Raw genomic sequence first — 13,907 nt, forward strand, 5'->3', positions numbered from 1 at the left:
GGTGCCAACGACAACCGTATTACCCTCTCAACCAACAAAAAACCATGAACCTGGTCGGCCCGAAGGCCGCCAAGATCAAACCCTCAAACCGACTCTTTGCGAACCCGAAACCAGGCGGCATAAAGGGCAGGCAAAAACAACAAAGTCAACGCCGTGGCCACAATCAACCCCCCCATGATCGCCACTGCCATCGGCCCGAAAAACACACTGCGCGACAACGGAATCATCGCCAATACCGCCGCCAGCGCCGTCAGCACAATCGGCCGGAACCGCCGCACCGTCGCCTCGATGATCGCCTCCCAAGGCTTGAGCCCCGCCGCGATATCCTGCTCGATCTGATCCACCAGAATCACCGAGTTACGCATGATCATCCCCGACAACGCGATAGTCCCCAGCATGGCCACGAAACCGAACGGCTGACGGAACACCAACAAAAACAGCGTCACCCCGATCAACCCCAGCGGCGCCGTCAGGAACACCATCGCCGTGCGCGAAAAACTTCGCAGCTGCAGCATCAGCAAGGTCAACACCACCACGATGAACAGCGGCACCCCGGCCTTCACCGAGTTCTGTCCGCGCGCCGAGTCCTCTACCGTACCGCCGACATCCAGCAAGTAGCCATCGGGCAATTCAGCGCGGATCGGATCGAGGGTCGGCATGATCTGCTGCACCAGCGTCGCCGGTTGTTCTTTGCCATAGATGTCGGCGCGAACGGTCACGTTGGGCAGGCGGTTGCGGTGCCAGATGATGCCCTCCTCGAAGCCGTATTCCAGGGTCGCGATCTGCGACAGCGCGACACTGCGACCGTTATCGGTCGGCACCGCCAGGCTCGGCAGCAATGACAGTTCGGTGCGCTCATGCAAGGTGCCGCGCAACAGGATCTCGATCAACTCGTTGTCTTCACGGTACTGGCTGACGCTGGAACCGGTCAGGGAGCTTTGCAGGAACCTCGACAGGTTCGCCGTGCTCACGCCCAGCGCCCGCGCGCGGTCCTGATCAATGTTCAGGTACACCACCTTGCTCGGTTCTTCCCAATCCAGGTGGACGTTGACCACATGGGGGTTCTCGCGAACCTTGGCCGCGACTTTGCGCGCCAGCGCCCGCACTTCCTCGATGTGCTCCCCGGTCACGCGAAACTGCACCGGATAGCCAACCGGCGGACCGTTTTCCAGGCGCGTGACCCGCGAACGCAGAGCCGGGAATTGCTCGTTGAGGGTTGCGATCAACCAGCTGCGCAGGGTTTCCCGTTCTTCGATGGTTTTCGCCAGGACGACAAACTGGGCGAAGCTCGCCGCCGGCAGTTGCTGATCCAGCGGCAGATAGAAACGCGGCGAACCGGTGCCGACGTAGGCCACATAATTGTCGATCCCGGTCTTGTCCTTGAGCAGCGCTTCGAGGCGCTTGACCTCGTCGGCGGTGTTGCTCAGCGAAGCGCCTTCGGCCAGTTTCAGGTCGACCATCAACTCCAGGCGACCCGATGCCGGGAAGAACTGCTGCGGCACAAAGCGGAACAGCACGATAGAGGCAACGAACAACAGCACGGTCACCAGAATCACGGTTTTGCGCCAGCGCACGCACCACTCCACCAGACGCCGGACGCGCTGATAGAACGGCGTGGCATACGGATCGGGCTGACCGGCACCGTGTTTGGCGGCGTGAATCTTCGCCAGGTCCGGCAGGAGTTTTTCCCCCAGGTACGGCACGAACACCACTGCGACCACCCACGACGCCAACAGCGCGATGGTGACCACCTCGAAGATCGAGCGGGTGTATTCGCCAGTGCCCGATTGCGCCGTGGCAATCGGCAGGAAGCCGGCCGCGGTGATCAGCGTACCGGTGAGCATCGGGAACGCGGTGCTGGTCCAGGCATAACTCGCCGCTTTGACCCGGTCGAAGCCCTGCTCCATTTTGATCGCCATCATTTCCACGGCGATGATCGCGTCGTCCACCAACAAACCCAGGGCCAGTACCAGCGCGCCGAGGGAGATCTTGTGCAGGCCGATGCCAAGGTAATACATGCTCGCGAACGTCATCGCCAGCACCAGCGGAATCGCCAGGGCCACCACCATGCCGGTGCGCACGCCGAGGGAGAAGAAGCTCACCAGCAACACAATGGCCAGCGCCTCGACCAGCACTTGCACGAACTCGCCAACACCGGTTTTCACCGCCGCCGGTTGGTCGGAAACTTTACGCAGCTCCATGCCGGCCGGGAGGTTTTTCTGGACGCGGGCAAACTCGACTTCCAACGCCTTGCCCAGTACCAGGATGTCACCGCCGTCCTTCATTGCCACCGCCAGGCCGATGGCGTCTTGCGCCATGAAGCGCATGCGCGGCGCCGGTGGATCGTTGAAACCACGGCGCACGTCGGCCACGTCGGAGATGCGGAAAGTGCGATCACCGACACGGATCGGGAAGTTCTTGATCTCGTCGACCGTCTGGAAATTCCCCGTCACCCTTAGCTGCAGGCGCTCGCTGCTGGTTTCGAAGAACCCCGCCGTGGACACCGCGTTCTGTTCTTCAAGGGCTTGCTGGACGGCCGCCAGCGGCAAGCCGAGGGTGGCGAGCTTGACGTTGGAGAGTTCGATCCAGACTTTCTCGTCCTGTAAGCCCAGCAGTTCGACCTTGCCCACATCCTTGACCCGTTGCAGCTGGATCTGGATGCGGTCGGCGTAATCCTTGAGCACGGCGTAGTCGAAACCCTCACCGGTCAGGGCGTAGATATTGCCGAACGTGGTGCCGAATTCATCGTTGAAGAACGGCCCCTGAATCCCCGGTGGCAAGGTATGGCGGATGTCGTTGATCTTCTTGCGCACCTGATACCAGAGTTCCGGGATCTCCACCGAGTGCATGGAGTCGCGCGCGATGAAGGTCACCTGGGACTCGCCGGGGCGGGAGAACGACATGATGCGTTCGTATTCGCCGGTTTCCATCAGCTTCTTTTCGATACGTTCGGTGACCTGGCGCGAGACTTCTTCGGCGGTCGCTCCCGGCCAGTTGGTGCGAATCACCATGGCCTTGAAGGTGAACGGCGGGTCCTCGCTCTGGCCGAGCTTGGTGTAGGAAAGTGCGCCGACGATGGCCAGCAACAGCATCAGGAACAGGACGATCTGGCGATTACGCAGCGCCCATTCGGAAACGTTGAAGCGCATCGGGGCTTACTCCTTGTCCGCCAGATTGACCACGCGATTGGAGCGATCCACCGGGCGCACCTGCTGCCCTTCGAGAAGCACATGGACACCGGCGGCCACCACCCAGTCGCTGGCGTTGAGCCCTTCAAGCACCGGTACGGTTTTCTCGCCGAAGGCACCGATTCGCACCGGGGTTTTCTTCAAGGTGTTGTTGGCACTGACGACCCAGACATAGGTCACGCCGTTTTCCGCTGTCAGCGCAGACAGCGGAACGGACAGCGGAACCACGTCGACGGCCTGCACGAACACTCGGGCGCTCTGGCCCAGTTCGACAGGAACCTTGCCGGAACTGAAGGCAATGCGGGCCGCGAAGGTGCGCGATTTTGGATCAGCCGACGGCGACAATTCACGGATACGCCCTTCGAATCGCTGATCGGGCTGGGTCCAGAGCTCCACCGACACCGGCTCACCGACCTTGAAACGGCCGAAGTTCTGCTCCGGCAGGCTGATCAAGACTTCACGCTCACCATCAGTTGCGAGGGTGAACACCGTTTGCCCCGCAGCCACGACTTGCCCGACCTCCACCAGGCGCTTGGCCACGACACCGTCCTGCGGCGCACGCAACACGGCGTAGCTGGCCTGGTTATTGGAAACGTTGAATTCGGCTTTGATTTGCTTGAGACGTGCCTCACCGGAGCGGTAGAGGTTTTCGGCGTTGTCGTATTGCGAGCGGCTGACCAGTTGGCGCTCCATCAGGGTCTTGTAGCGATCACGCTCGGAACGCACCAGGTTCAGATTGGCTTCGGCGGCGGCGACCTGAGCCCGGGTGGCCTCCAGTTGCAGGCGCACGTCCTGGGGGTCGAGCTCCGCCAAGGGTTGATCGGCCTTGACCCGCTGCCCCTCATCGACCAGTCGTCGGCTGACTTTGCCGCCGATACGGAACGCCAGGTCCGGCTCATACCGTGCGCGAACTTCACCGGGATAGCTTTCCATGGCCTGCGCCGAAGGCTCTGGCTGGACCACCATGGCCGGGCGCACGCTGACCTGCGGTGCCTCTTCGTGACCGCACGCAGACAATAAAAAAGCCAGGGTGACTGGCAACGCGAGGGGCAAGGCATAGCGGAACATGGTGAAGGACCTTTCGCTAATGGTGCTTTGAATAATTATACTGAGCAGTATGTTATTAATAGCAAACTCACCAGTCCAGTAATAAAAACGAATATGCCAAACAATCTTTCAGCACCCAATGGACCAGGCAGACCCAAGGATCTGGTCAAGCGCCAGGCGATTCTCGATGCGGCCAAAGCGCTGTTTCTGAGTAAGGGTTATGCCAATACCAGCATGGATGCCGTCGCGGCCGAGGCCGGTGTGTCGAAGCTGACGGTCTATAGCCACTTCAACGACAAGGAGACGCTGTTCTCCGCCGCCGTGATGGCCAAGTGCGAGGAACAGTTGCCGACGCTGTTCTTCGAACTGCCGGAAGGCGTGGCCGTGGAAACCGTGCTGCTGAACATCGCACGCGGATTTCATCAACTGATCAACAGTGACGAATCGCTGAACCTGCACCGTTTGATCATGGCCTTGGGCAGTCAGGACCCAAAACTCTCACTGATCTTCTTCGAGGCCGGGCCTCAGCGCATGCTGCACGGTATGGAACGCTTGTTGAGCAAGGTCAACGAAAGCGGCGCATTGAGCATCGACAAACCGCACAATGCAGCAGAACACTTCTTCTGCCTGCTCAAGGGCGCAGCGAATTTCCGGCTGCTCTTCGGCTGTGGCGAACCATTGGACGACGAGGCCGCCGAGAGTCATGTGCAGGAAGTGGTGGGATTGTTTATGCGGGCTTATCGGCCTGAGTGAGCCTGGTGAGTTTATGGTGATTGGGCGGGCGTATTCGCGAGCAAGCCCGCTCCCACAAGTGACCCGGTTCCGTCAGACAGTATGCGATCAAATGTGGGAGCGGGCTTGCTCGCGAAGGGGGCGACTCGGTCTTACGGCTTGAGCGCCTTTTTCGGATAAATGTCATACCGACTGGACTTGCCATCGAGCGCATGACTCGGCTTCGGCCCATCGATGCACGGCGCCTTGCGCGGGCGCTTGACCACCACCCGGTGGCTGGCCAGGGCCAACGCGGCTTCGAGCAATGCCGGCGCATCCGGGTCATCGCCCACCAATGGCCGAAACAGGCGCATTTCCTTCTTCACCAGCGCGGTTTTCTCACGGTGCGGGAACATCGGGTCGAGGTAGATCACCTGCGGTGGTTCGCCTTCCCAGTTGCGCATGACCTCGATCGAATTGCCCTTGAGCAAGCGCATGCGCGCCACGATCGGCGCCACGTCGAAATCTTCCGCGCCACGGGCCAGGCCGTCTTCGAGCAAGGCACCGATCAGCGGCTGACGCTCGATCAGGCTCATCTCGCAACCGAGGCTGGCCAGCACGAACGCGTCCTTGCCCAGCCCTGCCGTGGCATCCAGCACCCGCGGGCGCACGCCTTGGGCGACGCCGACGGCCTTGGCGATCATCTGCCCGCTGCCGCCGCCGTACAGCCGGCGATGGGCCGCACCGCCCTCGACGAAGTCCACCCGCACCGGCCCCGGCGCATCCGGCCCCAGTTGTTGCAACTGCAAGCCCATGTCACCCACCTGCAAGGCAAACTCGCCGTCTGCCACTTGCATTGGCAAGCCCAGGCGCTCAGCCCATTGTTCGGCTTGTGGCTCGAAAGCCGCGTCGAGGGCCTGGACATGGATGCGGCAGGCCGCAGGTTGATCAATCATCGGAAAACACGCTCAAAAAATTAATGATCGGCAAAAACGGCCGATAACAAAACTATCGAGCATTTTGCCAGAGCTGAGCGTCGACCGAGAGAAATGTCAGACATTCAACCCACAATCACAGGTTTTATCTCGCCCTACGGCGACTACAACCTGCGAAACACCCAGGCACTGAGCGGCGTCAGCCACATCTGGCAGGATTTCTTTGCCCGGGCGCTGGCAGAACAGTCGGGTGAAGTGCTGCCGCAATCGCTGAACTTTCCACCGGTCGATCTCGAAAGCCCGGTTGAACCCACGATCGGCAGCGACCTGCTGGCCCACATCGTGTCCCAGCGCGAATGCGACGTGAAGGACAACGTAATCCGCCCGCCCGAGCCGCTGTTCCTGCCGATCGCCGAATTCGAGATGGACCTGGCCGACAAGCCATCCCCACCGTTCCCGGCGGACGAAATCGTCGCCCAGCAAAAACAGCAGGACTTCGAAAGCGGCTGGGTTCGCCCGATCGTATTGAACGCCGGTCAACCGCTGCCAGAAGGTGGCCCTGCCCCGCAACCGCGTCCGCTGCACCTGCCGATTGCCGAATTCGAACTCGATCTGCTCGACAAGCCGTTCCCGCCGTTCTCGCCGCAAGAGCTGGTGGAACAACAGAAACAATTCGATTTCGACAATGGCTGGGCGCGCCCGATCATCCTGCAGAACCTGCGCATCGCCGCCTGATCCTCAGCCTTTGAAAAACTGATTGGCCTTCTGATAGGGCATCGACCGGGACGTGAAACCGAACGTACCTGATGTCTGGATTTCTTCGGCGGCGCGAAAGAACTCTCCATAGGCCGCCAATGCCAGTGCCGATCCGACACTGATGCGTTTGACGCCCATTTCACCCAACTGCGCGACCGTCAGCTTCAAGCCGCCCGACATCAACACATTCACCGGCTTTGGCGCCATGGCGCGCACCACCGCCAGCACATCCTCGGCGCTGCGCAGGCCCGGCGCGTAGAGCACATCGGCACCGGCCTCGGCGAATGCCTGCAAGCGCCGGATGGTGTCGGCCAGATCGGGATTGCCGTGCAGGAAGTTTTCCGCCCGGGCAGTCAACGTAAAGTCGAACGGCAAACTGCGAGCGGCTGCCACAGCGGCTTCGATGCGCGCCACGGCGTGTTCGAAACAGTAGATCGGGCCTTCTTCGCGGCCGGTGGCATCTTCGATCGAACCACCGACGGCGCCGACCTCTGCCGCGCGCAAGATACTTTTCGCGCAGTCAGCCGGGTTGTCGGCAAAGCCGTTTTCCAGGTCGACGGCAACCGGCAGGTCGGTGGCGGCGACAATCGCCCGGACGTTCATCAGGGTATCGTCGAGAGTCAGTCCGCCATCGGCACGGCCCTGGGAAAAGGCATAACCGGCGCTGGTGGTTGCCAGCGCCTCGAAGCCAAGGCTGGCGAGCATTTTCGCCGAGCCGGCATCCCACGGATTGGGAATCACAAAAGCCCCGGGGCGTTCATGAAGGGCTTTGAACGCCTGGGCTCGAAGGGTTTGCGCATCCATTGGGCAGGCTCCTGAAGAGGGGAAAGAATCCGCCTCAGAGCAGGCCAAGTTGCTCGGCGACGGGTTCTCTGTATAGCTCAGGCAGCGCCGGCAAGCCAGGCAAACGCAGCATCAGCCTGGCATGAAAACGCTGCGCCAGCTTCGCGGCCAGCAAGTTATCGGCGGTGTGCAGGAAGATGTACGGCGTACGGCCCTCTTCAATCCATAGCGCGATTTTCTCGACCCACGGCTCCAGGAACGTATCGTTGGCTTCAAGCGTCGGATGGCCGATAAAACGCACCTGCGGGAATTGCGTGAATGCCGCGGGGCGCGGTGGCACCCGAGGTTTCTTCGATTGGGCGTGGAGCACCGAGGGCTCGGTCGAGGTGCAACTGAACAGCGCACGGGGATCGAGACAGATGCGTTCGACACCGCGATCCAGCAGCAGACGATTGAGCATTCGTTCGCTGTCACCCTTGGCGAAAAACTCGTCGTGCCGCACTTCCACGGCCAGCGGCCGCTGCAGGGCATCGATGAATCCGGCCAGTTCCGGCAAGCGTTGGGGCGTGAAGCTTTTCGACAGCTGCAACCACAACGGCGACACCCGCTCACCCAGCGGGCTGAGCAACTGCTGGAAGGTTTCGGCGGAGGTCAGCTGCTCGCGCAGATCGCCACCGTGGCTGATCTCGCCGGGAAACTTGGCGGTGAAGCGAAAGTGTTCGGGCATGGTCTCGGCCCAACGCTGCACGGTGCTGGCAGCCGGGCTCGCGTAGAAGGTCGTGTTGCCTTCCACGGCATTGAAAACCTGGCAATAGAGATCAAGAAAGTCGGCGGGTCTGGCGTCGGACGGATACAGGTAGTCGCGCCAGGCGTTTTCGCTCCAGGACGGACAACCGAGGTAATACGGCAGCAACATCAGATGTACAGGTCGAGACCCAGCACATCCGCTTCCCAATCGACGAAACCGGCGGTGCTCAGGTAGCTGGCCAAGGCTGTCGCCACGCTTTTGCTCATGGCACGGTGGTAAATCATGTCTTGTTGACGGGCGGGGAGATTGCTCAGTTTTTGCGCGGAGGCTTTGGCGGCGCGGGCAGCCAGTTGCTCTTCAGTCGGGAATTCCAGCTCGCCTTCGATATCAATGGCGTCGTCTTCCACCACGCGGTCTTTGCGAGGCTTGCGCTTGATGGGGTAGGACTGAGAGGAAACGCCGTCTATACGCATACGTGCATACTCGGAATCAGTGATGGCAGTTTAGTGGCGCATATCCCACTTCGCAAACCGCCGAGTGATAACTAGAACACATAAAAGGCAAAAGGTTTGAAAGCTGAGGTTAGAAAAAGACGATTGGTGGTGCCTGGAAAAGATCGCAGCCTGCGGCAGCTCCTACAGGGAAATGCGATCTTCTGTAGGAGCTGCCGCAGGCTGCGATCTGTAAAGGCTTAACGCGCCTTGGGCGTCGCCACCTTGTCACGCAGATATACCGGCTGCGCTTCGTCGGCCACGATCGCCTCGCCACGTTCCCAGGCAAACCGCGCCAGAGTCAGCAAGTCTTGCGCGTGGGGCAACATGCCCGCGTCCTGCCCGCTCAGGCTGACGGCGATACGTTCGGCATAACCCCAACCAGTGCCTGCGCCGAACCATTCGCCGCCGGCATCGGCCGGCAATGCAGCGGACTCCGGCGGCAGTACAGCTTCAGCCCCCACCAGGCGCATCTCCCCGGCCGCTTCGCGGTAGCAACCCCAATAGACTTCATCCATGCGCGCATCGATGGCGGCGGCGACCTGAGTGGCGCCGTGTTCACGCAACGCACGTTGCGCCAGCACGGCCAGGTTCGACACCGGCAGCACCGGGCGATCCAGGGCGAACGCCAGGCCTTGCACCACGCCGATGGCAATGCGCACACCGGTGAAGGCCCCCGGGCCACGGCCGAACGCAATGGCGTCGACCGCTTGCAGCGTGGTGCCCGCATCGGCCAGCAACTGCTTGATCATCGGCAGCAGCTTCTGCGCATGCAGGCGCGGGATCACCTCGTAATGGCTCGTGACCTTGCCGTCATGCAGCAAGGCAACGGAGCAAGCTTCAGTCGCGGTGTCCAGGGCCAGCAAGGTGCTCATCGATGTATCCACAAGAGAAATCAGAAAAAAGTGCGTCAGTATAAACAACTACGGCCCGCAAGCGGGCCGTGGATGATGCAGCGGGTCAGGTTTTTCAGCTCAGGGCTGCAAGCACCTTGGCGGTGATCGCTTCAACCGAACCGACGCCTTCGATGTGGCTGTACCTGGGCTTGCCATTGGCAGCCGACAGCGTCTGGTAGAACTCAACCAGCGGCTTGGTCTGGGAGTGGTAGACCGACAGGCGATGACGCACGGTTTCTTCGGTGTCGTCCTTGCGCTGTACCAGCTCTTCACCGGTGACGTCGTCAATGCCAGCCACTTTCGGCGGGTTGTAGACGATGTGGTACACGCGGCCGCTGGCCTCGTGAACACGGCGACCGGCGATACGCTGGACGATTTCTTCGTCTTCAACGGCGATTTCAACCACGGCATCGAGCTCGACGCCTGCAGTCACCAGGGCTTCTGCCTGGGGAATGGTGCGCGGGAAGCCGTCGAACAGGAAACCGTTGGCGCAGTCGGACTGGGCGATGCGGTCCTTGACCAGTGCGATGATCAGGTCATCGGACACCAGGCCACCGGCATCCATGATGCTCTTGGCCTTGATGCCCAGCTCGGTGCCGGCCTTGACCGCTGCACGCAACATGTCGCCGGTGGAGATTTGCGGAATGCCGAATTTTTCGGTGATGAACTTAGCCTGAGTACCTTTACCGGCCCCGGGAGCTCCCAGCAGAATGACGCGCATCGATGTGCTCCTCAATTTTTTATATGGATAACGTCAGATTCGCCTCGTGGGGCCAATCTCAAAAATAGGGTCGTGACCGCCCAAACGGTCAAAGGCTGATCAAGATACACAGCAGGCTGCGCCCACACAAGACGCCAAAAGTCGGAGAAACCGCTGCCTCTTGCGACCATTGCGCGCAGTTTCCCAAGTCGCAACCCCATCATTAACTGTCGCCTGACAGCACTTTTGCCCCCGTCAAACGTCGGCATCCGGCTCACCTGCCGGACGCCTCAGCCCACGGCAAAAACCTTAGCCGGTGTTACGCAAACCGGCGGCAATCCCCGCCACAGACACCAGCAAGGCCTGTTCTACCGGGCTGCCCTGCGCCACGTCCTGCACTCTTGAACGAGCCAGCAACTCGGCCTGCAATAGATGAAGCGGGTCGAGGTAAGTGTTGCGCAAGCGGATGAACTCAAGGGTCGCTGGGCTATGTGCCAGCAACTGCGACTGCCCGGTCAGGCCGAGAACGATGGTGCACGCCTGCGACAATAGGTCGCGTAAATGCGCACCCAATGGCAACAGATTCGGCTCCACCAGACGCTCATCGTAGGACCGAGCAATGTCGGCATCGGCCTTGGCCAGGACCATTTCCAGCATGTCGATGCGGGTGCGGAAGAACGGCCACTGCTCGCGCATTTGCCCCAGCAGCTCGCCTTCGCCACGCTCCAGTGCCTTGCTCAGGGCCGCTTCCCAACCCAGCCAGGCCGGCAGCATCAGGCGCGTCTGGGTCCAGCCGAAGATCCACGGAATCGCCCGCAGGCTTTCGATCCCCCCGGCCCGGCGCTTGGCCGGACGACTGCCCAGCGGCAAACGGCCGAGTTCCTGCTCCGGCGTCGACTGGCGGAAATACTCCACGAACTGCGGGTTTTCCCGCACCACCGCGCGGTAGGCGCTGACACCGTCTGCGGCCAGTTCGTCCATCAAATGGCGCCACTCGGGCGTAGGTGGCGGCGGAGGCAGCAAAGTCGCCTCCAGCACCGCGGCCAGGTACAGATTGAGGTTTTGCTCGGCGATGTCCGGCAGGCCGAATTTGAATCGAATCATTTCGCCCTGTTCGGTGGTGCGGAAACGCCCCGCCACCGAGCCCGGTGGCTGCGACAGGATCGCCGCGTGGGCCGGGCCGCCGCCTCGCCCCACAGTGCCGCCGCGACCATGGAACAGCAGCAGCTCGACGTCGTGCGAACGGCAGATATCCACCAGTCGCTCCTGCGCCCGGTACTGCGCCCAGGCCGCCGCGGTGGTGCCGGCGTCCTTGGCCGAGTCGGAGTAGCCGATCATCACTTCCTGCGGCCCTTGCAGGCGCGCGCGATAGCCCGGCAACAGCAGCAGCTTCTCGATCACCGGCCCCGCGTTGTCGAGGTCGGCCAGGGTTTCGAACAACGGCACCACGCGCATCGGCCGCAACACGCCGGACTCTTTGAGCAGCAACTGCACGGCGAGTACATCGGAAGCCGCACCGGCCATGGAAATCACATAGGAACCGAGGGATGCCGACGGCGCAGCGGCGATTTCCCGGCAGGTCGCCAGTACTTCGGCGGTGTCGGCGGAAGGTTTGAAGTATGTCGGCAACAAGGGCCGACGATTGCTCAGTTCGCGCATCAGGAAGGCGATGCGCTCTTCTTCGCTCCAGTCCTCGTAGCGACCCAGGCCGAGGTAGTCGGTGATTTCGGTCATCGCCGCGGTGTGCCGCGACGAGTCCTGGCGTACATCCAGACGAACCAGGAACAGGCCGAATGTCACGGCCCGACGCAGGCAATCGAGCAACGGCCCGTCGGCGATCACGCCCATGCCGCACTCGTGCAAGGAGCGGTAGCAAAGCTCCAGTGGTTCGAGCAGTTCGCGGTTGTCTTGCAGCACGTCGATCGGCGCCGGCGCGGGCGTCGATAAGGCGGCGTGTGCCCAGTTTCGCGTTGCCCGCAGGCGTTCGCGCAGATGTTTGAGCACAGCCCGGTAGGGCTCGGCGCTGTCTCCCGCCCGGGCCTTCAATTCATCGCTGGCCTGCTGCATCGACAGCTCGGCGGCCAGGCGATCGACATCGCGCAGGTACAAGTCAGCCGCCATCCAGCGCGCCAACAGTAAAACTTCCCGGGTTACCGCCGCCGTCACATTCGGGTTGCCGTCGCGGTCGCCGCCCATCCACGAGGCAAAGCGAATCGGTGCCGCCTCCAGTGGCAGGCGCAGGCCGGTGGCGGCGTACAGGGCCTGATCGGCCTTGCGCAGATAATTGGGAATGGCCTGCCACAGCGAATGCTCGATCACCGCGAACCCCCACTTGGCTTCGTCCACCGGCGTCGGGCGCGTGCGGCGGATCTCCTCGGTGTGCCAGGCTTCGGCGATCAGGCGCTGCAGGGTGGTCTTGATCTGTTCGCGCTCGGCACCGGTCAAGTCACGGTGATCCTGAGCCGCCAGTTGCGCGGCGATGGCGTCGTACTTCTGGATCAGCGTGCGGCGGGCTACTTCGGTCGGGTGCGCGGTCAACACCAGCTCGATCTCCAGCCGGCCCAGTTGCCGGGCCAGCGAGTCGGCGCCATGCCCCTCGGCGCGCAGGCGCGCGAGCAACTCCGGCAGCACCCGGGCTTCGAACGGTGCCTCCCGGGATTCCTCGCGACGGTGAATCAACTGATATTGCTCGGCGATGTTGGCCAGGTTGAGAAACTGGTTGAACGCACGCGCCACCGGCAGCAACTCATCTTCGCTCAGCTGATTGAGGCTGGCACTGAGTTCGGCGTCCATGGAACCGCGCCGGTCAGCCTTGGCGCCCTTGCGGATCTGCTCGATCTTGTCGAGAAAACCGTCGCCATATTGCTCACGAATGGTGTTGCCCAACAGCTCACCCAACAGGTGAACGTCCTCGCGCAAGCGTGCATCAATATCGGTCATCAGCAGGTCTCCAGCAAAAAATCCGGGCGGCTAAGAAACAAGAGAGTGCCGCCCCAGACAGGTTCTTACAAGCAAGACGACGAAGGGCCTGTAAACCCTGCCTGTTGAGGCTAGTCTGAACAGTAAGCCGTACAACGGTTGTCACCGGCCAGTGCCGGACACTCACTCTGCCTGCCACGAGCGGGAGCGCAATGAGGTCAATATGAAAATCCGCGAGCTTGCCCACCACTGGGAAGAAAACGCCAAGGGTCGCCTGACCGACACCGGCTACTCGATTCATCTGGACGTGGAGTCTGCCGCACGGCTGGCCGCGCTCGTCGAAATGTACCCCAAGCGGCATCCCGAAGAACTGCTCGGCGATCTGATCGGCGCCGCACTGGAAGAGCTGGAAAGAAGCTTCCCGTACGTCAAGGGCACTACCGTGGTTGCCACCGATGAAGAAGGCGATCCGCTGTACGAAGACATCGGGCCGACCCCGCGCTTTCTGGCGTTGTCCCGTCGACATTTGCATGACTTGTCGGTGCCTGAAGACAAACAGAAACACTGAACATCCGCAAAACCTGTGGGAACGGGCTTGCTCGCTCCCACATTAGCCCGTATTCCAATTCAAAAAATCGCACTTCTCCTGCCCTAAAGGGCGCTGTCGACTTGATCCAGGTTTTCGATAGCCGGCTATTTTCTCTGAACTTTCAAAAAAAGCCTCGGGTCAACC

12 protein-coding genes are annotated in these 13,907 nt (G+C 61.6%); 3 read left to right on the forward strand and 9 right to left on the reverse strand.

Annotation, left to right across the window (positions count from 1 at the left end; translation table 11 throughout):
• Positions 1 to 83: 83 nt before the first annotated feature.
• The gene (locus ACM6G4_RS13640; RefSeq protein ID WP_414913880.1) at positions 84 to 3,149 is read right to left on the reverse strand and encodes an efflux RND transporter permease subunit; all 3,066 of its coding nucleotides are present in this window, start codon (positions 3,147 to 3,149) and stop codon (positions 84 to 86) included.
• 6 nt (positions 3,150 to 3,155) lie between these two features.
• On the reverse strand, positions 3,156 to 4,256 hold the full coding sequence (locus tag ACM6G4_RS13645) for an efflux RND transporter periplasmic adaptor subunit (protein ID WP_056721015.1): 1,101 nt from the start codon (positions 4,254 to 4,256) through the stop codon (positions 3,156 to 3,158).
• A 93-nt stretch (positions 4,257 to 4,349) separates the two neighbouring features.
• Here ACM6G4_RS13645 and ACM6G4_RS13650 point away from each other — a divergent pair, with 93 nt between their 5' ends.
• Positions 4,350 to 4,988 (forward strand): TetR/AcrR family transcriptional regulator, encoded by a 639-nt coding sequence (locus ACM6G4_RS13650; protein WP_056721017.1) that lies wholly within the window; start codon positions 4,350 to 4,352, stop codon positions 4,986 to 4,988.
• 131 nt (positions 4,989 to 5,119) lie between these two features.
• Here the strand turns inward: ACM6G4_RS13650 and ACM6G4_RS13655 are convergent, their stop codons facing one another.
• Entirely contained in the window at positions 5,120 to 5,902 is a 783-nt protein-coding gene (locus ACM6G4_RS13655) for a class I SAM-dependent methyltransferase (protein WP_056721019.1), read from the reverse strand.
• A gap of 93 nt (positions 5,903 to 5,995) precedes the next feature.
• On the opposite strand from ACM6G4_RS13655, the gene ACM6G4_RS13660 reads away from it, so the two are divergent.
• Positions 5,996 to 6,616: a hypothetical protein gene (locus ACM6G4_RS13660; RefSeq protein ID WP_056721020.1), complete on the forward strand. Its 621-nt coding sequence runs from the start codon at positions 5,996 to 5,998 to the stop codon at positions 6,614 to 6,616.
• A gap of 3 nt (positions 6,617 to 6,619) precedes the next feature.
• Here ACM6G4_RS13660 and ACM6G4_RS13665 read toward each other — a convergent pair whose 3' ends face one another.
• The 6 genes from ACM6G4_RS13665 to ppc all read right to left on the reverse strand — a co-directional run bounded on the left by ACM6G4_RS13665 (position 6,620) and on the right by ppc (position 13,195).
• Positions 6,620 to 7,441, reverse strand: coding sequence for an isocitrate lyase/PEP mutase family protein (locus ACM6G4_RS13665; RefSeq protein ID WP_414913881.1), 822 nt, complete (start codon positions 7,439 to 7,441; stop codon positions 6,620 to 6,622).
• A gap of 34 nt (positions 7,442 to 7,475) precedes the next feature.
• Positions 7,476 to 8,336: a DUF72 domain-containing protein gene (locus ACM6G4_RS13670; protein WP_414913882.1), complete on the reverse strand. Its 861-nt coding sequence runs from the start codon at positions 8,334 to 8,336 to the stop codon at positions 7,476 to 7,478.
• Positions 8,336 to 8,641, reverse strand: coding sequence for a hypothetical protein (locus ACM6G4_RS13675; protein WP_056721025.1), 306 nt, complete (start codon positions 8,639 to 8,641; stop codon positions 8,336 to 8,338). The genes ACM6G4_RS13670 and ACM6G4_RS13675 overlap by 1 nt, the downstream gene beginning before the upstream one ends.
• A gap of 218 nt (positions 8,642 to 8,859) precedes the next feature.
• Positions 8,860 to 9,534: a tRNA (adenosine(37)-N6)-threonylcarbamoyltransferase complex dimerization subunit type 1 TsaB gene (gene tsaB / locus ACM6G4_RS13680; RefSeq protein ID WP_056721027.1), complete on the reverse strand. Its 675-nt coding sequence runs from the start codon at positions 9,532 to 9,534 to the stop codon at positions 8,860 to 8,862.
• A gap of 94 nt (positions 9,535 to 9,628) precedes the next feature.
• A complete protein-coding gene (gene adk / locus ACM6G4_RS13685; RefSeq protein ID WP_056721029.1) occupies positions 9,629 to 10,276 on the reverse strand; it encodes an adenylate kinase in 648 nt (215 codons plus the stop codon).
• 288 nt (positions 10,277 to 10,564) lie between these two features.
• Entirely contained in the window at positions 10,565 to 13,195 is a 2,631-nt protein-coding gene (gene ppc, locus ACM6G4_RS13690) for a phosphoenolpyruvate carboxylase (protein ID WP_414913883.1), read from the reverse strand.
• 202 nt (positions 13,196 to 13,397) lie between these two features.
• On the opposite strand from ppc, the gene ACM6G4_RS13695 reads away from it, so the two are divergent.
• Positions 13,398 to 13,742 carry a hypothetical protein gene (locus ACM6G4_RS13695; RefSeq protein ID WP_056721034.1) on the forward strand — a complete coding sequence of 115 codons (345 nt, stop codon included), beginning with the start codon at positions 13,398 to 13,400 and terminating at the stop codon, positions 13,740 to 13,742.
• The last annotated feature ends 165 nt before the right edge of the window (positions 13,743 to 13,907 follow it).

Origin of the sequence: Pseudomonas sp. IT-P258 (assembly GCF_949767825.1) — a bacterium.
Classification (GTDB): Bacteria; Pseudomonadota; Gammaproteobacteria; order Pseudomonadales; family Pseudomonadaceae; genus Aquipseudomonas; species Aquipseudomonas monachiensis.